This is a genomic window from Nocardia sp. NPDC059240 (assembly GCF_042753865.1).
In the GTDB taxonomy this organism is placed as follows: Bacteria; Actinomycetota; Actinomycetes; order Mycobacteriales; family Mycobacteriaceae; genus Nocardia.
Genome location: NZ_JBHZAC010000004.1, coordinates 328,311 through 347,241 on the forward strand (window position 1 = coordinate 328,311; position 18,931 = coordinate 347,241).

Here is an 18,931-nt window from a genome sequence, read left to right on the forward strand (position 1 = left end):
TCCGGTGGCGCCTTTCACTAAGTGACAGTGTTCTCGGCAGGAAGTCGGTCGGGGTAGAGCGCCTCGATCAGGGTGAGTCCGAGCGCAGCACCGAGGAATTGAGCGGCGATGAAGGCCGGCACCGAGGTGGGCGCGATCCCGGCGAAGGTATCGGAGAAGATACGCCCCACGGTGACAGCGGGATTGGCGAAGCTGGTGGAGCTGGTGAACCAGTACGCGGATCCGATGTAGGCGGCGACCGCGACCGCCGAGAGCGCGGCACGGCCGGTTCGGGTGAGAGCGAAGATGATCGCGATCAGTCCCGCGGTGGCCACGACCTCGCCGACCAGGTGGCCGGTGGTGACGCGGTGGTGGGTGGAGATCTGAGCGGCGGGCTGGTCGAACATGATGTTGGCCAGCACGGCTCCGGCGATGCCTCCGGGAAGCTGCGCACCGAGGTAGGCGGCAAGCTCGGAGGTGGTGAGGCCGGTGCCGCGGCGGCGCCCGGACCACCAATCCGCCGCCGAGACAACCGGATTGAAGTGCGCCCCCGAGACGGGGCCCAGCATCAGGATCAGAATCGCGAGCCCGAGCACCGTGGCGGTCGAGTTCTCCAGCAATTGGAGCCCGAGATCGTGGGCGGAGAGTTGCTGGGCGGCGATGCCGGAACCGACGACCACGCACACCAGCAGACCGGTGCCGACGAACTCGGCCAGCAGCCGACGTCTCAGCAGCAAGACTGCGTCGAGGCGACGGCCTCGGCCTTCGCGGTGCTGCCACAGCACGCACCCTCGACGGCGGGGCCGCAGCACACCGCCATGGCCTGCTCATCGGTCGCAACCTGCCCCGACGCCAATACCGGTGCGGTGCCGAAGGTTTCGCTGTCGGACAGCACGGTGTAGACCTCCCAGCGCTCCGCGTCGGGGGCGGTGACCCAGACCTTGTCCTGGGTGGCGAAGCAACAGGTGGTGGCGATCTGCTCCTCGGTGAACATGCCCGCGCTCGATAGGCGGGCGATCTCGGAGTGCACCTGGCCGGAGGATTCGACCTCGACGCCGAGGTGGTTGAGGCTGCCGCCGTGGCCGGGGTTCTCGATGAGTACCAGCTTCAGTGGCGGTTCGGCGATGGCGAAGTTGGCGTAGCCCGGCTTGCGCTTGGCCGGTTCGGTTTTGAACAACGTCGAGTAGAACGTGATCGCCTGGTCGAGGTCGTCGACATTGAGGGCGAGTTGTACGCGGGACATGAGACCATACCTCCACTTGTGAGACATATGTCGAAGAAGTTGTGCGACAGAGTTTGCCCCACCTTTTCGACATATGTCAACAAGGTGCGTAGGGTGGTTGTCATGCCCAAGGCGCTGCCCGTGATCGACATGTCCGCCCCGGTCTGCTGCACACCCGTCGCCGCCGCCCCGATCGACGACGAGGCCGCCCTCGCAATCGCCTTGCGGCTCAAGGCCATCGCCGACCCGGTCCGGGTGAAGCTGCTGTCACTCCTGCTCACCAGCCCCGCCGGGGAAGAGAACACCGGCGACCTCGCCGCGGCGGTCGGACTCGCCGAATCGACCGTCAGCCACCACCTCGGGCAGCTCAAGAAGGCCGGACTCGTCGAATCCGAACGCCGCGGCATGAACACCTACCACCACGCCTACCGCGACGCGTTGTCCGCGCTATGCCTGGTCCTCGACCCGAATTGCTGCCGCTGAACACCACCTTCGATTGATCGATGCCGGGCCCGCCTACTGACTCGATCCGCTGGTCAAAGCCCCGAGCAGTCCGGAAAGGACGCTCGCGCCCAGCCCGACCGGCAGGCCGTCCTTCGATCCGGACGCGAATCCGCCCGCGGAGCCGGTCAGATACCCCTTCCCCGGCCCACCGGTCGAGCCGGTGAGCACGCCGGGCGCGTCATTGCCCAACTCGTTCAAACCACAGGTGGCCAGACCGGCCCCGGAACCGCTGGCCAGCGCGGTGAGAATGCCATTGGCCAAGCCTGCGGCGGAACCGGCCTGGGGTCCGCCGCTGGAGCCGCCGAGATATCCGAGTGCCGAACCGGTGACCGATCCGGTCGCACCCGATTTGGCCGAGCCACTGAGGAATCCCTGCACACAGGACTCCCCCGGCGGCAGTGCCGTGGCGTCGACGGCGTCGGCCGTACCCGGGCTCTCCACCGGGAGTGGTTCGGCGACAGCCGGTCCCGCTCCGAGGGCGAGGGAGATAGCGATGAAGGCGGTGAGAAGAATGGTGTTGCGCATGGGATTGCCGCTCTCGTGTGGTTCTCGCCGGAGGCCGCGGCATTCGCCCGCCGCCCCTCCGCTGCACCCCACCGCTCGGATCGCACTGCGGAACAACCGGGTTCGAGCAGCGGGGCATGCCGTCACGGCAATAGCCCTCTCCCACACCAGCAATCACCTGGACGTGCGCCCAATTTAGCGCGCCTGGCACGGTCGTACATGCCGATTGGTCCGCAATCCAGCTCTCCGGTGGCTTCTCGCAGACAAACCGATATCGTGAGCGTCGTAGTTGTTGCGTCAGAAGCGTTGCGGGGGCGTTGGTTTGTGGTTCGGGGTCATCTTCTTGTTTCTCGCGGTCGGTGTCGCGACTGTTCCCTTGAGCGCGAAGGCCGCGCGGCTCGGTATGCGCTTCGCGCGTGACGGGGTCGTGGTTCCCGGCCGGATCGTCGATATCGAACGGACGAGCAAGACGGTCGTCGATGACGACGGCAACGACACGATCCAGGAGAGTTCCGCTCCGACCGTCGCCTACCGCACCATCGACGGGCGCGAGATGCGCGAGTCGGCCATCTTCGCGGTACTCCGCACCATGGCCACCCGCCAAGGCGACGAGTTCGTACCCAATTCCCAACGCGGCCAATGGCAGGGCCCGTCCTGGGAGCCGGGACAGACCGTACAGGTCAGGTACCTCGCCGACGAACCCGAGCGCTTCCACATCGAAGGCAACTCCCGCATCCGCCTACTGTGGTTCCTCCCGCTGACCCTCAGCGCCCTGGCCATCCTGATCGGCCTGACCCTCGTCCTCGTAGTGCTCCTCTGAACGTCGGCAGGTGGGCACCACCGTGCGGACCAATCGTCAGGAGTCCGTGGTGAGTCCGGCGAGCAGGGCCGGTAGGTAGGTCCGGGTGCCGGATCGGCGGCTGGTTGCAGACCGGGGTCAGGCGCGGGGGTTTGCGATGCGGTGGGTGAAGGTGCCGTGGAATCCCCAGGGGATGTGGTGGTCTAGCCAGGCGACGACGAGGGGGCCTTGTTCGAGGTCGCGGGCATCGAGAATCAGTAGCTGGGAGCGGTTTTCGGTGAGTTCGTGGTTGAGGGCCAGGAGCCAGCCGTCGTCTTCGGCGGCGTCGCGGATGCGTGGCACGAACAGCGGTTCGCCGACCGAACTCGATCCCAGTTCGCAGCTGGTGACCTTGCCGGTGTGATGGTCGACCTTGACCACGGCGTTGAACATCCCGGCGGGTCCGCCCGCGCCCGCGAGGTAGCTGTAGCGGTGTTCGCGGGTGCCGCGACGCCAGTCGTATTGCGGGAATTCGCCGGATCGGTCGGTGAGTTCCCGTTCGATCACGGTGCCGTTCCCGGTGATCCGGTACTGCATCAGCCGTGACCGCGGGAACTGCGGCTGCCCGAGGTCCGCGCGGTTGACCAGGCCGGTCATGCGGCGGACTTCGTTCCACTCGGCGTCCAGGCGCACGAGTTCGATCACCACGTCGTCGCCGTCGTCGTAGGCATTGGTCAGGTGCAGATGCAGCAGCGCCTGGTGTTCGATGATGCGCGGGCGGCCCCCGTGTTTGGGTACCAGCAGGAATCGGGTGCCCTTGGCTCGCTTGAATTCCAGGGAGTCGATGAACGAGGTCGTGGCCAACGCGAGTTTGGCGATATTGGGCAGGATCGGGTCGAGCACGAAGACCAGGTAGCGCGCGGTGAGCGCGAAATCGTGGTTCCACGGCACATCCAGCATCGGTATCGACGCGACATTGTGCAGTCGTCCCGAGCGGTCGATCCGGTAGGTACGGATGCGCGGGGTAGGCAGCACATCCAACCCGAAGTTGTACATATCACCGGTGACCGGATCCCATTTCGGGTGTGCGGAGAACGCGCCCAGGAATCCGAGGCGGCCGCCGAAGTCGGTGGGGCCCAGCGTGTCCAGGGTGTCGGGGTCGATGCGGTACGGGTTGCCCATCTCCCACAGCGCGAGCAGGCCGCCGTCGTAGTTGACGATATTGGTGTTGGCCACGTTCTCCGGCAGCCGCCCGATATTGGCGAGCGGTCCGCCCGGAATCTGGTCTCCCACACCGCGATACCGAATCCGGTCGGAGCGCTGTCCGTGGGTGAAGTGCCGCGTCCGTACGTACCGGTTACGGAAGCGCACCGAGGTGCCGTCCAATACGAACTGCGAGATCATGCCGTCACCGTCGAACACATTGTGCAGCAGTGATTTCCCGACCTGATGCTTGCCCGGACCGATCCGGTAGAGCGTGCCGCGCAGGTCCACCGGCAGGGTTCCGTCGACCCGTCCGATCCGGTAGTCGCATTCCTCGAGCAGCGGGGCGGTGATCTGCCGGTAGGCGGTCGGGATGGCGGCGTCGGTGCTGGTCATCTCGGATTCTCCTTTGAATCACCAATCTGATGACGCATGTCATCTGATGACGTATGTCAGCAAATGTAGGAGCGGGCCTAGAGTGTTGTCAATGACGAACATGGCTACCCGCAGCTACGGCGGTGTCAGCGCCACCGAGCGCCGCGCCGAGCGTCGCGTCCGCCTGCTCGCCACGGCCCGCACCCTCTGGGGCGAGTCCGGAATCGGCGCGGTCACCGTGCGCGGGGTATGCAAAGCCGCCGGACTCACCGATCGCTACTTCTACGAACACTTCGCCAACCGCGAAGAACTGCTGCTCGCCGTCGCCGACGAGGTCCGCGATCAGCTGCTGACGACCATGGTCCGAACAGGCATCACGGCGGACGGCCCGGCCGAGCAGAGGCTTCGTGCCGCGCTCGAGGCCTTCCTGGAAATCGTTGCCGCCGACCGTCATATCCACCGCATCGTGGCGACCACCGATACCGGCGATCTACCCGAATTGACTCAGCGCCGACACGACGTGCTCACCATGATCGCCGACCTCGTCGTCGAGAACGCTCCCGCGGCACTCGAAATCACGCTGGAACCGGAGCGACTCCGTCGCGCCGCACTCTTCATCACCGGCGGTGTGAATCAGCTCATCGAGGGATGGCTCACCGACACCACCGAGATGACCGCCGCCGAACTCGCCGCCGAATGCGCCCGCATGTGTATCAGCGTCATCGAGAACGCTCAACCCTGAGCAATCGAATACAGGTTCAGCGGGGCTGACAGGTGGGGCACCAGAAGAGATTTCGGGCGTCCATGACCGAATGCAGGACCGGGGTGCCGCAGAGGCGGCAGGGTTCGCCGACGCGGCGGTAGACGTAGGTGCGGGGGCGGTCGGTCGCGTAGGACGGTGCGCCGTGGTCGTGTTCGGGGCGGACCACGTGCATCTTGCCGCGGCGGACGCCGACCTTCATGAGGTCGACCAGGTCGGCCCAGATGGCGTCCCATTCGGTGCGGCTCAACGACTTTCCGGGGCGGTGCGGTGAGATGTGGTGGCGGAACAGGATTTCCGCGCGGTAGACGTTGCCGACTCCGGCGAGGACCTTCTGGTCCATGAGCATGGCGCCGATGGTGCGCTGGGAGCGGCTGATGCGGGCCCAGGCGCGGTCGGGGTCGGCGTCGCGGCGTAGGGGGTCGGGGCCGAGACGGGAAGTGAGGGCAGCCACTTCGGGGTCGTGCAGGATTTCGCAGGCGTTGGGGCCGCGCAGATCGGTGCCGTGCAGGTCGCCGGTGCGGCCGCCGCCGATGAGGCGCATGCGGACCTCGCCGACCGGATCATCCATGGGGACGGCGGATTCGGTGAATTTGCCGTACAGACCCAGGTGGATGTGCAGGGTGACGCCCGAATCGTAGTGGTGCAGCAGGTGTTTGCCCCAGGCTTCGGCGCGGGTCAGCACGCGGCCGTCGATCAGGGCCGCGCCGTCGGCGAAACGGCCCTGCGGGCTGGAGACTCGGACCTGACCGCCGGCGAAGCGCTGCTGGTGCAGCTTCGCCAGGCGGTGCAGCGTATGACCTTCGGGCACAGGTCAGTTCGGCAGGGCCGGGGGGACGCCGGTCTTCTCGTAGTCGGCGAGGATGTCGATGCGGCGCTGGTGGCGCGCCTCGTCCGACCAGGGGGTGGTGACAAAGGCGTCGACGATGGCGAGGGCTTCCTCGGTGCTGTGCATGCGGCCGCCGATGCCGAGCAACTGCGCATTGTTGTGCTGACGCGCGAGCTGGGCGGTCTCCACGCTCCAGCCGAGGGCGCAGCGCGCACCGGGCACCTTGTTGGCGGCGATCTGCTCACCGTTGCCGGAGCCACCGAACACGAAGCCGAGCGAACCCGGGTCGGCGACGACGCGGCGGGCGGCCTCGATGCAGAAGGCCGGGTAGTCGTCGACGGCGTCGTATTCCAGCGCGCCGCAGTCGACGACCTCGTGGCCCTGGCCCTCCAGGTGAGCCTTGACGTGGTTCTTCAGTTCGAAGCCGGCATGGTCGGCACCCAGGTATACGCGCATGGCAGCGATTCTGTCAGGACGCCCGCATGCCGACACGCACGGGTCCGGACCCACCGCGGTGAGACCGAACCGGCGACACCCGCGAAACGTACTATCCAGGCATGACGTCCGACGACAGTTCAACACCGCCGAACGCCTACGGGGGGCAAACATCCGGCGGCCTACCGGGCCAGCCACCCACCGGGGGTTATCCCGTCGCGATTCCGGTCAACGGCATGACCGGATGGGATCCGCGACTCGGCGCGCCCGGTTGGGCTCCGCAGCAACCGTATTCGCCGCCACCGCCGCCGATGGTGCAGAAGACTCGCGGCCTGTCCCCGTACGGGATGCCCGCGCGGCACAGCTGGGAGATCCCGTTGCTGGTCATCGTGGTCACCATCACGGTGCTCGCGTATCTGCTCGCGCTGCTGCTGTTGTTCACCGGCCATGCGGGCCAGCTGACCCTGGTGCTGGTCTTCGCCCCGCTGATCGTCTACCTGATCCGCGGTATGACCTACGCGACGCAGCGGGTCAACGGCGTGAAGATGTCGCCCACCCAGTTCCCCGAGGGGTATCGGATGGTGCAGGAGGCGGCGCTGCGCTTCGGCATGAAGAAGGTCCCCGACGCCTACGTGGTGCTGGGCAACGGCCAGATCAACGCGTTCGCCTCGGGCCACGGCTTCCGCCGCTTCGTGGTCGTCTACAGCGACCTGTTCGAAATCGGCGGCGCGGCACGCAATCCCGACGCGCTGGCGTTCATCATCGGCCACGAGGTCGGCCACATCGCGGCCGGGCACGTCTCGTACTGGCGGCAGCTCGGCATGTTCGCGGGCGGCTACATCCCGATCCTGGGCAGCTCGCTGATCCGCACCCAGGAGTACACGGCCGACAATCACGGCTTCTGCAATCGACCGCAGGGCGCGGCCACGGCCATGCAGACCCTCGCGGGCGGCAAGTACCTCAACAATCTGGTCGGCTTCGACGAGATGGCCGACCGCGCCGCCCAGGAGAAGGGCTTCTTCGTCTGGATCGTGAACGCCATGGCCAGCCATCCCGTGCTGACCTGGCGCATGTGGGCGCTGCGCGACCGCAGCCGCCACGGCAAGCTGTTCTGGCGGCCGAACGCCCCGCTTCCGATGGCGGCCCCGCTCTACGGCGGTTTCCAGCCGCCCGCCGGGTACGGCCCGCCGCCGGGCTACGGTCCCCCGCCGGGATACGGCGACGCCCCGACCTATCACGAATATCGTGGACCGAACTGAGGTTTCGTGCACGAATCGGGCGGGGTCCGCAATGCGCGGACCCCGCCCGATCAATTATCCGGCCCTACCGAAAACCGTTGCCGCTCAGTCGAAGACGGGATCCTCGTTGCGAGTCCGCTTGAGCTCGAAGAAGTGCGGGTAGGCGGCCAGCGCCACCGCGCCGTCCCACACCTTGCCCGCGTCCTCGCCGCGCGGAATCCGCGAGAGCACCGGCCCGAAGAACGCCACATCGTTGATGTGGATGGTCGGCGTGCCGACATCCGGCCCGACCTTGTCCATGCCCGCGTGATGCGAGGTGCGCAGCAGCTCGTCGAAGTCGGTGCTGTTGGCCGCGGCGGCCAGGTCGGCGGGCAGGCCCACCTCCGCCAGCGACTCGCTGATGATCTGGGCGAGCAGGTCGGCGCGCGAGCCGTCCTCCCGCTCGTACTCGGCGCGCCGGTTGTGCAGACGAGTACCCATCGCGGTGTACAGCGGCAGCAGCACCTTGTCGCCGTGCTCGGCGGCCGCGGCGATGGCGACCCGGACCGGGCCCCAACCGGTGGCGAGCAGTTCTTCGTACTGCGGCGGCAGGCCCTCCCGGCCCTCGTTGAGCACCGACAGGCTCATGACGTGGAAGTGCGTTTCGATATCGCGTACCTGCTCGACCTCGAGGATCCAGCGGGAGGTGATCCAGCACCACGGGCACAGCGGGTCGAACCAGAAGTCGACCTTGTCCTTCTTGGTGTCGCTCACAAGCAAGTCCTTTCACAGTTTCCGGACGGCCGGAGGCAGCACTCGATTCCGAGCACACGAGAGCCGTACTCCATGCGCAACAACCCGGATTGTTGCCGATATTTCCGCGCCGCTCACCTGCACCGGGGTTAGTGTCGGAATATCGGCCTCGAGGACGGCGGTCCCCACCGGCGCAAGCAGGAGGATTCGGCATGACCACATCCAGGTTCGTGATCGCGGGCGGCGGTTTGGCCGCGGCCAAGCTGGCGGAAGCCCTGCGAGCCAATGACTTCGACGGCACGGTGACGCTCGTCGGCGCGGAGGACCACCTGCCCTACGAACGGCCGCCCCTGTCGAAGGAGCATCTGCTCGGCAAGAAGGCGCTGGTCGACTTCACGCCGAACCCGGCGCAGTGGTATCGCGACCATCATGTGGAGGTCATGCCCGGCACCACCGTCACCGCCGTGGATCGGGCCACCAAAACCGTTGTGCTGCCGGACGGTACGACCCTGTCCTACGACAAACTGGCGCTGGCCACCGGTTCGCGCCCGCGCCTGCTGCGCCTGCCCGGTGCGGATGCGGCGGGCGTCCACGTGCTGCGCACCATCGAGGACTCCGACGCCCTGCTGGAACTGTTCGCCACCGCGCGCAGGCTGGCGGTGATCGGTGCGGGCTGGATCGGCCTGGAGGTAACCGCGGCGGCCCGGACGGCGGGCGTGGAAGTGACGGTGCTGGAAGCGGAGTCGGTGCCGCTGCGGGCGGCACTCGGGCCCGAGATGGGTGAGGTCTTCGCGCAACTGCACCGCGATCACGGCGTCGATCTGCGCTTGGGCGTACAGGTCGGTGAGATCACCACCGCCGACGGCCGCGCCACCGGCGTCCGCTTGGCCGACGACACCCGGATCGAGGCGGACGCGGTGCTGGTCGCGGTCGGTGCCCGCCCCAATATCGAACTCGCAGCCGACGCCGGGCTGGCCGTCGGCGCGGGCGTACTCGTGGACGAGAGCCTGGCCACCAGCGACCCCGACATCGTCGCGGTCGGCGACATCGCCGATCAGCAGCATCCGGTGCTGGGTCAGCGCGTCCGCGTGGAGCACTGGGCCAACGCGCTCAATCAGCCCGCCGTCGCGGCACTGACCATGCTCGGCAAACCGGCCGTCTATGACCGGCTGCCGTATTTCTTCACCGATCAGTACGACCTCGGAATGGAGTACACCGGGTACGTAGCGCCCCGGCAGCAAACCCGGGTGGTGGTCAGCGGCGACCTCGGCAAGCGGGAGTTCGTGGCGTACTGGCTCGACTCCGGCAATCGTGTCCTGGCCGGAATGAACGTGAACGTGTGGGATGCGGGAGACAAGATCAAGCAACTGGTGCTCAGCGACGAGGCCGTGAACCCCGACGAGTTGTGACCGTCGCCATAAAATCTGGTGTGCAGAGTACGTCGCACCGGCGTACGCGACTCCGACCCGTGTACATGAGCGCCACCGCGGCGCACCGACGAAGGAGCCGACCGTGAAGTACATCCTGATCAAGACCTACAGCCCCGCCGCCTACTGCGACACCTTCATCGGCGACTGGGCGCCCGAGGAGATCCAGGCGCACATCGACTTCCAGCGCACCCTCGGCGAGGAACTCGCCAAATCCGGTGAACTCGTCGACGCCCAGGGCCTCGCCGACCCGGGCCAAGCCCGCATCGTCATGTCCGACGGGCGTTCCGCACCGGTGGTCACCGACGGCCCCTTCCCCGAAACGAAGGAATTCCTGGCCGGCTACTGGATCATCGACGTCGACTCCCCCGAACGCGCCATCGAGATCGCCGCCCAAGCGTCGGCCGCCCCCGGCCCCGGCGGCAAACCGATCGGCGAATACATCGAGGTGCGCCCGATCATGGGCGCCCCCGCCACCGACGCCTGATGCCCGACGCCCCCCTCGAGGACCTGTTGCGCGACCTCGCGCCGCAGGTCCTCGGCGCGCTGGTCCGCCGCTACGGCGACTTCGACGCCGCCGAGGACGCCCTCCAGGAAGCACTGCTGGCCGCCGCCACCCAATGGCCGACCGACGGCCGCCCTGACAACCCCCGCGCGTGGCTCATCTCGGTCGGCCAACGCCGCATAGTCGACACCATCCGCGCCGAATCCGCCCGCCGAAATCGCGAGGCCACCAACGCGATCCGCGACCCCGACCGGCCGGACGCACAGTCCTATTCGACAGTCCCCGATGACGAAGACAAGGACCGGGACGACACCCTCACCCTGTTCTTCCTGTGCTGCCACCCGGCTTTGTCTCCCGCGAGCGCGATCGCGCTGACCCTGCGGGCGGTCGGCGGGCTGACCACCGAGGAGATCGCGCGGGCCTTCCTGCTGCCGGAACGCACCATGGCGCAACGGATTACGCGGGCGAAGAAGCGGCTGGCGGCCGAGGAGCGGCCCTTCGCCGTGCCCGCCACCTCGAATGGTCAACGCGGAGAGTGGAACGAGCGGCTCGACAATGTGCTGCGGGTGCTCTACCTGATCTACACCGAGGGCCACACCAGCGGCGGCGAGCGATTACATCGCACCGATCTGTCGACCGAGGCGATTCGGCTGGCACGCGCGCTGTATCGCGCACTGCCGGAGAATCCGGAAGTCACCGGACTACTGGCGATACTGCTGCTGACCGACGCCCGACGCGAAGCCCGGACAGGCAGCCACGGTGAGCTGATCCCCCTGGCGGACCAGGATCGCAGCCTCTGGGACCGCGACATGATCATCGAGGGTGTGCGTTTGGCGACGGCGTCGGTGCGCAGCGGCCTCATCGGCCAGTATCAGATTCAGGCCGCCATCGCCGCCCTGCACGCCCAGACCCCGTGCGCGGAGCACACCGACTGGCCCCGAATCCTGCTGCTGTACAACGCCCTCGAGCGCCAAGCCCCCAACCCGATGGTCACCCTGAACCGAGCCGTCGCCCTAGCCATGGTCCATGGTCCGCAAGCGGGCCTGGACCTGACCGACACCCTCGAGTCCACCCTGCCCGGCAACCACCGCCTCGAGGCGGTACGAGCCCACCTCCACGAAATGGCAGGCGACCCCGAGGAAGCCATCACCAGCTACCTAACTGCCGCCCGCCGAACCACCAGCCTCCCCGAACGCAACTACCTCACCCTCCAAGCCGCCCGCCTCCGCCGCGCCTGATCACCGAGTGGCACAAATCGGCGGACATTTCAGACAAATCACCCCGGATTTGTGCCACTCGGCGAGCTAGGCGGCGCGGAAGGCGGTGGGGGACTGGCCTCGGTGGCGTTTGAAGGCGGCGGAGAAGCCGAAAGGGTCTGCGTAGCCTACGGATTTGGCTATTTGGGCGATGGTCAGGTCCGTGTCGGTGAGGAGTTCTTCGGCCTCGTCCATGCGGGTGTCGGTGAGGTAGGACAGGGGCGGGCGGGCCATGACTGCCGTGAAGCGTTTCGCGAAAAGGGCTCGGGAGACGCTGGATTCGGCGGCCAGGGAGGCTACCGTCCAGGGGGCGCCGGGGGTGGTGTGGATGGCGTGCAGGGCGGGGGCCACGATCGGGTCGGCCAGGCCGCGGAACCAGGTGGGGGCGTCGGGGCCGGCTTGTTCGAACCAGTTGCGCATGGTGCAGACCAGGCTCCAGTCGAGGAGGCGGTCCATCATGGCCTGGGAACCGGCACTCTGGTCGACTGCGGTGGCGGCAGCGTGTTCGAACCAGGCACACGTGTCCAGGTCCTCGTGGACGACAAGCACCGGGGGCAGGGCACGCAGCAGGCGGTCATGCCGACGGGAGGATGTCCGGTACGCGCCGACGAGCAATGCGGTCGCCGCCGCCTCTGTGCCCCAGTTGATTCCGGTGAGTTCCTCGTCCGCACAGTCGGAACCCGATGTGAAGCAGGCGATCTCGTACTCGGTGGATCGTTCGCCGGGTCGCCCGGCGTCCGTGGCATCGGAATCGACTGACACCAGCCGGAATTCGTCCGGCCCGCGCACCAGCGCGGTATCGCCGACCGCGAGCGTCCGCTGCCCGCCGTCCGGTTGCACCAGGATGCCGCCGCCACGCAGCACGGTGATCATGGTGAGCGGGGCGCGATCGGCGAAGCGGATGGTCCAGGGTGCGGGGAGGACGGCGTGCGTGAGCACCGAGCCTTCGGCCCGGATGCCGCTCAGCAGTTTACTCAGGGGATCCACGCGTTCAGCGTAGACGAATTCCTATTGTTTGAAGCCTCTCACCTATGGATCGTCCACACCCATTCCGGTGTACTGGAATCACCGAACGGACGCACCACTCGCATTCAGGAGGAATTCCCTTGCCGCACAACGGTATCGATCACCGGAACAGCGATCGACAGACCCGCAATGCCCTGGTCGTGGTCGCCCACCACCGCTCCGATTCCCTGACCGCGCACATCGCCCGTCGCACGATCACGCGGCTGGAGGAGGCCGGATATCGCGTCGACCTGCTGGATCTGCGGGCCGAGGGCTTCGACCCACGCATGAACGACGCCGATCAGCCGGACTGGGGAAACCGCGAGAAGAGCTACTCCCCCGAGGTCCACACGCACATGGATCGCATGCTCGCCGCCGACGTCGTGGTCGCGGTCTTCCCGGTTTACTGGGCGAGCCTGCCCGCCCTGCTCAAGGGCTGGGTCGATCGGGTGTGGAATTACGGGCTCGCGTACGGCCGCAGCAAACCGCGCCTGGCGGGCAAGCGGATGCTGTGGCTCGGCCTGGGCGGGTTGGGGTTGGACGACCCGCTCGTGCCGTTCATGCAGGAGACCCTCGAAGGCCAGCTCAATATGGGAATCGCGTACTACTGCGGCTTCTCGTACTCGGCGGTCGGGCTGCTGTTCGATGCCGAGGAGCGCCGTCAGCGTCTCGACGCCGACGGACAACTGCTCATCGACGAGCCCACCGTCGGCGCGGAACGCGCGGCGCAATACGCCGAGCTGGAGCGCCGGGCCGACGGGTTCGTCACGGACTTCCTTGCGGCCGAAGCGGTTCCGGTCTAGCCCTGGACACCGTTCCAGGTGTTGCCCGTGACCATTTCGTAGGCCTGGACGTACTTCCGGCGGGTCACGTCGATCACCTCGGCCGGGATCTCGGGGCCCGGGTATTCCTTGTTCCAGCCGGTCGAGGTGGACCAGTCGCGCACGAACTGCTTGTCGAACGACTTCTGCGGGCGGCCGGGCTCGTAGTCGTCGGCGGGCCAGAAACGCGAGGAGTCCGAGGTCAGCACCTCGTCGCCGACGGTGAGAACGTCACCGTCCCAACCGAGTTCGATCTTCGTGTCGGCGATGATGACCCCGCGCGCGGCGGCGTGCTCGGCGCCGCGGGCGTAGATGTCGAGGGTCAGGTCACGCAGCCGCTCGGCGATCTCCTTGCCCTCCTGGTTCACCACGTCGGCGAAGCTGATCGGCTCGTCATGCCCGACATCGGCCTTGGTGCTGGGCGTGAAGATCGGTTCGGGCAGCTTGTCGCCGTCGCGCAGGCCGGGCGGCAGCGCGATACCGGAGACGGTCCCGGTGCGCTGGTATTCGGCCAGGCCGCCGCCGGTCAGGTAGCCGCGCGCGACGCACTCGACCTTCAGCATCTTCAGCGGCTTGACCCGCACACCGCGGCCCGCGAACTCGGCGGGCACGTCGGTGGTGGACAGAATGTGGTTGGGCACATCGGCGAAGAACCCGAACCACCAGTTCGACAGCTGGGTGAGCAGCGCGCCCTTGTCCGGAATCGGGGTCGGCAGGACCACGTCGTACACCGACACCCGATCGGATGCGACCAGGATCAGCGAGTCGCCATCCTCGTACAGGTCGCGCACCTTACCGGCGTGGATGTGCTTCAACGGTCCTCCTCGTGCTGGGCGATTGCTGCCGCCGCAGAGCTTACCGACGGACGCTGCCCGCCTCGACGCCCGGTCGCGCGCCCGATCGCCGCGACCAGGACCGACCGGTCCGCGCGGGCGCGGGGCACCCGGCTCGCGCGGGCCGACGCCACGCGTGGATGGGACGTGGCATTGTGGGGAACGTCGTGCCCGTGCCGGGTCGCGAGTGGAGAATTGTTCGGTCCGCTCGATGGCCCGCGTGGACACACCGCATTCCGCACCGAGCCCCGGGCAACGCCGCCCGGTGAGCCGGGTGCACCTGTACGGCAGCAGTTCTCCGAGAGCTAAGGAGCCCCCTTGTCCGAACCGAATCTCACCCGCGAGCAGGCGATCGAACGCGCCGCGACGGTCCAGGTGGAGAACTACCGGGTCGAACTGGATCTGACCGGACAGCCCACCGATGCCGAAGCGCCGCGCCGGGAGAGCTTCCACACCAAGGCGACGGTCACCTTCACCGCGACCCCGGGCGCGCAGACCTTCATCGACTTCGTCGGCGCGGGCGTGCGCTCGGCCGTGCTCAACGGCGTGAGCCTGGACGTCAGCGGCTACGACCAGGAGCAGGGCCTGACCCTGCCGAACCTGGCCGCGAGCAACGAGCTCGTGGTCGAGGCCGACGGTGAGTACTCCAACACCGGTGAGGGCCTGCACCGCTTCGTCGATCCCACCGACAACAAGGTCTACCTGTACTCGCAGTTCGAAACCGCCGACTGCAAGCGCATGTTCGCCTGCTTCGACCAGCCCGACCTCAAGGCCACCTACGACGTGATCGTCACCGCGCCCGAGGACTGGGAGGTCATCTCCAACGGCGCGATCGTCGAGACACACAAGATCGGCGCGGTGCTGCGGCACACCTTCGCCACCACCCCGCGCATGAGCACCTATCTGGTGGCGCTGATCGCCGGTCCGTACGCGAAATGGACCGACTCCTACAGTGATTCGCACGGCGAGATCCCGCTGGGCATCTACTGCCGCGCCTCGCTGGCCGAATTCATGGACCACGAACGGCTTTTCACCGAGACCAAGCAGGGTTTCGGCTTCTACCACACCAATTTCGGTGTGCCGTATGCCTTCGGCAAATACGACCAGCTGTTCGTCCCCGAATTCAATGCCGGGGCCATGGAGAACGCGGGCGCGGTCACCTTCCTCGAGGATTACGTCTTCCGCTCCAAGGTCACTCGCGCCTCCTACGAGCGCCGCTGCGAGACCGTGCTGCACGAGATGGCGCACATGTGGTTCGGCGACCTGGTCACCATGCGGTGGTGGGACGACCTGTGGCTGAACGAGTCGTTCGCCACCTTCGCGTCGGTGCTGTGCCAGGTCGGGGCGACCGAATACACCAATGCCTGGACTACTTTCGCGAATGTCGAGAAGTCCTGGGCGTACCGGCAGGACCAGCTGCCGTCGACCCACCCGATCGCCGCCGACATCCCGGACCTGGCCGCCGTCGAGGTGAACTTCGACGGAATCACCTACGCCAAGGGCGCTTCGGTGCTCAAGCAGCTGGTGGCCTACGTCGGCGAGGAGCCGTTCCTGGCGGGTCTGCGCGACTACTTCACCGAACACGCCTACGGCAACGCCACTTTCGACGATCTGGTGGGCGCGCTGGAGAAGGCGTCGGGCCGTGACCTGTCGGACTGGGGTGCGCAGTGGCTCAAGACCACCGGCCTCAACATCCTGCGCCCCGACTTCACCGTGGACGCGGACGGCAACTTCACCTCCTTCGCCGTCATCCAGGAGGGCGCGGCCCCCGGCGCCGGTGAGCGTCGCGTGCACCGCCTCGCCATCGGCGTGTACGACGATCAGGACGGAAAGCTGGTGCGCACCAAGCGTGTCGAGCTCGACGTCGATCCGGCCGAGCGCACCGAGGTGCCGGAGCTGATCGGTGTCGGCCGCGGCAAGCTGGTGCTGGTCAACGACGACGACCTCACCTACTGCTCGGTCCGCCTCGACGCCGATTCGCTCGACACCGTGGTGGCGCGCATCGCCGATATCGCCGAGCCGCTGCCGCGCACGCTGGCCTGGTCGGCCGCCTGGGAGATGACCCGCCAGGCCGAGATGAAGGCCCGCGACTTCGTGGCGCTGGTGCAGTCCGGCGTCGGCGCGGAAACCGAGATCGGTGTCGTGCAACGGCTTCTCATGCAGGCCAACACCGCGCTCGGCGCGTACGCCGACCCGGAGTGGGCCACCGCGCAGGGCTGGCCCGCCTACGCCGACCGGCTGCTGGAACTGGCGCGCGCCGCCGGAGCGGGCTCGGATCACCAGCTGGCCTTCGTCAACGCGCTGACCGGTGCGCTGCTCTCGCCGCAACACGTGCAGGTGCTGCGGCAGCTGCTCGCGGGCGACCCGGAGGGTGCGGGTCTGCCCGGTCTGACCGTCGACACCGATCTGCGCTGGCGGCTCACCCAGTCGCTCGCGGCGGCCGGAGCCATCGACTCCGACGGCCTCGAAACCCCGCTCATCGACGAGGAACTCGCCCGCGACAACACCGCGGCGGGTCGCCGTCAGGCCGCCGCCGCGGCCACCGCGCGCCCGCAGGCCGCGGTGAAGGAGCAGGCGTGGGACACCGTCATGGGTGACGACTCGGTCGCCAATATCACCGCCCGCGCCATCGTCGCCGGGTTCGCCCCGGCCGGGCAGGCACAGCTGCTGACGCCGTACGTGGAGCGGTATTTCGGCGAGATCGCGTCGGTGTGGGAGCGTCGTTCCAGCGAGGTCGCCCAGACCGTGGTGGTCGGCCTCTACCCGCACTGGGCGGTCACCGAGGACGCCGTCGCCGTCGCCGACAAGTTCCTCGGCGGCGACCACCCGCCGGCCCTGCGCCGCCTGGTGGTCGAGGGCAAGGCGGGCATCGAACGCTCACTGCGCGCCCGCACCTTCGACCGCTCGTAGCAAGCCCGGCAACACCTTTCGACGACGACAGCCCTCCCGTACGCAAATCGGGAGGGCTGTCGTCGTTCTCCCGGGGGCAGCCGGGATGAACGGTCTACCAGGGCATGCCGTTGCAACCCACCCAGTTGGCCGAAATGGTGCACATCGACGTGATGCCGACCAGCTTCAGCAGCGCGCCGATCAGGCTGCCGACATCACTGCCGGTGGAGGTTGCGACGAAGTTCATACTCGATCCTCTCTCTAATTCCCTTGGTGCCCAATAACTTAGGGCGTGAAATCTTCACTTTGAAGACCGCCGAACCGGTGCCCCCGATTCCGGGGTCGCGGCGCACGCTGCTGTGAGCGGATCCGCTCTGGGCAGCGTGGCAGAACTTTTCGGTCGCCGCTGGGGCACCGTGAAGTCATGGCCGACAACAAGACTCCGATGTTCAACTGGCGCACCCGCGAACAGCTCTACGCCCGCCGGGTGCTGGTGCTGGACGGTGCGCTCGACGACGACAACGGCACCCTGCTCATGACCCAGCTGATGGCGCTCGCGGCCGAGGACCCCGAGGCGGGTATCTCGCTGTGGATCCACTCGCCCGGCGGCTCGGTGCCCGCCATGCTCGCCATCCGCGACGTGATGCGGCTGGTGCCGTGCGAGGTGTCCACTCTCGCGCTCGGATTGGCCTGCAGTGCAGGGCAATTCCTACTCTCCTCGGGCACCCCGGGACACCGCTTCGCGCTGCCGCACGCCCGCGTCCTCATGCATCAGGGTTCGGCGGGCATCGGCGGCAGCGCCGTCGAGGTGGAGGTGCAGGCCGACGATCTGCGCTACACCGTCCAAACGGTGCTCGGCCTGATCGCCGCCGACACCGGCCAGCCCTACGACCAGGTCTTCGAGGACTCCCTGCACGACCGCTGGTTCACCGCCACCCAGGCCCGCGACTACGGCTTCATCGACCACATCGTGGAGTCCTTCCACCAGGTCATCCCCGAACGCCCGCGCCTGGGCATTTCCGTCTAGCCAGGAGGCACCCCATGACCAGCTACACCATCCCGAATGTGATCGCCCGCGACCCACGCGGCGAACGCATCATGGACGTCTACTCGCACCTGCTCACCGAGCGCATCGTCTACCTCGGCACCCCCATCGACTCGGGCGTCGCGAACGCCCTCATCGCACAACTGCTGCACCTGGACGCCGAGAGCCCCGGCCAGGACATCGACCTCTACATCAACTGCGAGGGCGGCGATCTCACCGCCATGCTCGCCATCTACGACACCATCCAGCACATCCAATCCCCGGTGGTCACCACCTGCGTCGGCCAAGCCATCGCAGTCGGCGCGGTCCTACTGGCGGGCGGCGCCCCCGGCCGCCGCAACGTCCTCCCCCACTCCCGAATCGTCCTGCACCAACCCGCGATCCGAGGCCAGGGCACCATCCCCGACCTCATCCTCCAAGCCGACGAAATAGTCCGCATGCGAGCCCAGATCGAAGCCATCCTCGCCACCCACACCGCCCAATCCCCCGAAACCCTCCGCCGCGACACCGACCGCGACCGCGTCTTCACCGCCGAAACCGCCGTCGCCTACGGCCTCGCCGACACCATCCTCGGCCCGCGCTGAAGGAGAC

At 67.5% G+C, this 18,931-nt stretch carries 21 protein-coding genes; 11 read left to right on the forward strand and 10 right to left on the reverse strand.

What is annotated here, in order from left to right; all coding sequences use genetic code 11:
- Positions 1-17 precede the first annotated feature (17 nt).
- Together ACFXHA_RS16155 and ACFXHA_RS16160 are read right to left on the reverse strand one after the other, a co-directional pair.
- Positions 18-716, reverse strand: coding sequence for an aquaporin (locus tag ACFXHA_RS16155; RefSeq protein WP_379357296.1), 699 nt, complete (start codon positions 714-716; stop codon positions 18-20).
- On the reverse strand, positions 707-1,222 hold the full coding sequence (locus ACFXHA_RS16160; protein ID WP_379357298.1) for an ArsI/CadI family heavy metal resistance metalloenzyme: 516 nt from the start codon (positions 1,220-1,222) through the stop codon (positions 707-709). The genes ACFXHA_RS16155 and ACFXHA_RS16160 overlap by 10 nt, the downstream gene beginning before the upstream one ends.
- A gap of 102 nt (positions 1,223-1,324) precedes the next feature.
- On the opposite strand from ACFXHA_RS16160, the gene ACFXHA_RS16165 reads away from it, so the two are divergent.
- Positions 1,325-1,684 (forward strand): Rv2640c family ArsR-like transcriptional regulator, encoded by a 360-nt coding sequence (locus tag ACFXHA_RS16165; protein ID WP_379357300.1) that lies wholly within the window; start codon positions 1,325-1,327, stop codon positions 1,682-1,684.
- 33 nt (positions 1,685-1,717) lie between these two features.
- Here the strand turns inward: ACFXHA_RS16165 and ACFXHA_RS16170 are convergent, their stop codons facing one another.
- Positions 1,718-2,230 carry a hypothetical protein gene (locus tag ACFXHA_RS16170; RefSeq protein WP_379357302.1) on the reverse strand — a complete coding sequence of 171 codons (513 nt, stop codon included), beginning with the start codon at positions 2,228-2,230 and terminating at the stop codon, positions 1,718-1,720.
- 301 nt (positions 2,231-2,531) lie between these two features.
- Between ACFXHA_RS16170 and ACFXHA_RS16175 the strand changes: the two genes are divergently transcribed.
- Entirely contained in the window at positions 2,532-3,029 is a 498-nt protein-coding gene (locus ACFXHA_RS16175) for a DUF3592 domain-containing protein (RefSeq protein WP_379357303.1), read from the forward strand.
- 117 nt (positions 3,030-3,146) lie between these two features.
- Here the strand turns inward: ACFXHA_RS16175 and ACFXHA_RS16180 are convergent, their stop codons facing one another.
- Positions 3,147-4,586 carry a carotenoid oxygenase family protein gene (locus ACFXHA_RS16180; protein WP_379357305.1) on the reverse strand — a complete coding sequence of 480 codons (1,440 nt, stop codon included), beginning with the start codon at positions 4,584-4,586 and terminating at the stop codon, positions 3,147-3,149.
- A gap of 91 nt (positions 4,587-4,677) precedes the next feature.
- Between ACFXHA_RS16180 and ACFXHA_RS16185 the strand changes: the two genes are divergently transcribed.
- A complete protein-coding gene (locus ACFXHA_RS16185; protein ID WP_379357307.1) occupies positions 4,678-5,307 on the forward strand; it encodes a TetR/AcrR family transcriptional regulator in 630 nt (209 codons plus the stop codon).
- Positions 5,308-5,323: 16 nt separating this feature from the next.
- On the opposite strand, the gene ACFXHA_RS16190 is transcribed toward ACFXHA_RS16185, so the two are convergent.
- Together ACFXHA_RS16190 and ACFXHA_RS16195 are read right to left on the reverse strand one after the other, a co-directional pair.
- Positions 5,324-6,136, reverse strand: a complete 813-nt coding sequence (locus ACFXHA_RS16190; RefSeq protein ID WP_379357309.1) for an Fpg/Nei family DNA glycosylase — start codon at positions 6,134-6,136, stop codon at positions 5,324-5,326.
- A 3-nt stretch (positions 6,137-6,139) separates the two neighbouring features.
- On the reverse strand, positions 6,140-6,610 hold the full coding sequence (locus tag ACFXHA_RS16195) for a ribose-5-phosphate isomerase (RefSeq protein WP_379357311.1): 471 nt from the start codon (positions 6,608-6,610) through the stop codon (positions 6,140-6,142).
- Positions 6,611-6,825: 215 nt separating this feature from the next.
- On the opposite strand from ACFXHA_RS16195, the gene ACFXHA_RS16200 reads away from it, so the two are divergent.
- The gene (locus ACFXHA_RS16200; RefSeq protein WP_379358292.1) at positions 6,826-7,848 is read left to right on the forward strand and encodes a M48 family metallopeptidase; all 1,023 of its coding nucleotides are present in this window, start codon (positions 6,826-6,828) and stop codon (positions 7,846-7,848) included.
- Positions 7,849-7,932: 84 nt separating this feature from the next.
- Here the strand turns inward: ACFXHA_RS16200 and ACFXHA_RS16205 are convergent, their stop codons facing one another.
- On the reverse strand, positions 7,933-8,580 hold the full coding sequence (locus ACFXHA_RS16205) for a DsbA family protein (protein WP_379357313.1): 648 nt from the start codon (positions 8,578-8,580) through the stop codon (positions 7,933-7,935).
- 191 nt (positions 8,581-8,771) lie between these two features.
- On the opposite strand from ACFXHA_RS16205, the gene ACFXHA_RS16210 reads away from it, so the two are divergent.
- The 3 genes from ACFXHA_RS16210 to ACFXHA_RS16220 all read left to right on the forward strand — a co-directional run bounded on the left by ACFXHA_RS16210 (position 8,772) and on the right by ACFXHA_RS16220 (position 11,729).
- Positions 8,772-9,968 (forward strand): NAD(P)/FAD-dependent oxidoreductase, encoded by a 1,197-nt coding sequence (locus ACFXHA_RS16210; protein ID WP_379357315.1) that lies wholly within the window; start codon positions 8,772-8,774, stop codon positions 9,966-9,968.
- Between the two features lie 103 nt (positions 9,969-10,071).
- The gene (locus ACFXHA_RS16215; RefSeq protein ID WP_379357317.1) at positions 10,072-10,473 is read left to right on the forward strand and encodes a YciI family protein; all 402 of its coding nucleotides are present in this window, start codon (positions 10,072-10,074) and stop codon (positions 10,471-10,473) included.
- Entirely contained in the window at positions 10,473-11,729 is a 1,257-nt protein-coding gene (locus ACFXHA_RS16220) for an RNA polymerase sigma factor (RefSeq protein WP_379357319.1), read from the forward strand. The genes ACFXHA_RS16215 and ACFXHA_RS16220 overlap by 1 nt, the downstream gene beginning before the upstream one ends.
- A 66-nt stretch (positions 11,730-11,795) precedes the next feature.
- Here the strand turns inward: ACFXHA_RS16220 and ACFXHA_RS16225 are convergent, their stop codons facing one another.
- On the reverse strand, positions 11,796-12,734 hold the full coding sequence (locus ACFXHA_RS16225) for an AraC family transcriptional regulator (RefSeq protein ID WP_379357321.1): 939 nt from the start codon (positions 12,732-12,734) through the stop codon (positions 11,796-11,798).
- A 119-nt stretch (positions 12,735-12,853) separates the two neighbouring features.
- Here ACFXHA_RS16225 and ACFXHA_RS16230 point away from each other — a divergent pair, with 119 nt between their 5' ends.
- Positions 12,854-13,555, forward strand: a complete 702-nt coding sequence (locus ACFXHA_RS16230) for an NAD(P)H oxidoreductase (protein ID WP_379357323.1) — start codon at positions 12,854-12,856, stop codon at positions 13,553-13,555.
- Here the strand turns inward: ACFXHA_RS16230 and ACFXHA_RS16235 are convergent.
- Positions 13,552-14,388: a phosphoribosylaminoimidazolesuccinocarboxamide synthase gene (locus tag ACFXHA_RS16235; RefSeq protein WP_379357325.1), complete on the reverse strand. Its 837-nt coding sequence runs from the start codon at positions 14,386-14,388 to the stop codon at positions 13,552-13,554. The two genes, ACFXHA_RS16230 and ACFXHA_RS16235, sit on opposite strands and share 4 nt — an antisense overlap.
- A gap of 336 nt (positions 14,389-14,724) precedes the next feature.
- Between ACFXHA_RS16235 and pepN the strand changes: the two genes are divergently transcribed.
- The gene (gene pepN / locus ACFXHA_RS16240; protein ID WP_379357327.1) at positions 14,725-17,316 is read left to right on the forward strand and encodes an aminopeptidase N; all 2,592 of its coding nucleotides are present in this window, start codon (positions 14,725-14,727) and stop codon (positions 17,314-17,316) included.
- Between the two features lie 94 nt (positions 17,317-17,410).
- Here the strand turns inward: pepN and ACFXHA_RS16245 are convergent, their stop codons facing one another.
- Positions 17,411-17,542 (reverse strand): hypothetical protein, encoded by a 132-nt coding sequence (locus tag ACFXHA_RS16245; protein ID WP_379357329.1) that lies wholly within the window; start codon positions 17,540-17,542, stop codon positions 17,411-17,413.
- Between the two features lie 177 nt (positions 17,543-17,719).
- On the opposite strand from ACFXHA_RS16245, the gene ACFXHA_RS16250 reads away from it, so the two are divergent.
- Together ACFXHA_RS16250 and ACFXHA_RS16255 are read left to right on the forward strand one after the other, a co-directional pair.
- Positions 17,720-18,322, forward strand: coding sequence for a ClpP family protease (locus ACFXHA_RS16250; RefSeq protein ID WP_379357331.1), 603 nt, complete (start codon positions 17,720-17,722; stop codon positions 18,320-18,322).
- A 14-nt stretch (positions 18,323-18,336) separates the two neighbouring features.
- On the forward strand, positions 18,337-18,924 hold the full coding sequence (locus ACFXHA_RS16255) for a ClpP family protease (RefSeq protein WP_379357333.1): 588 nt from the start codon (positions 18,337-18,339) through the stop codon (positions 18,922-18,924).
- Positions 18,925-18,931: the final 7 nt, after the last annotated feature.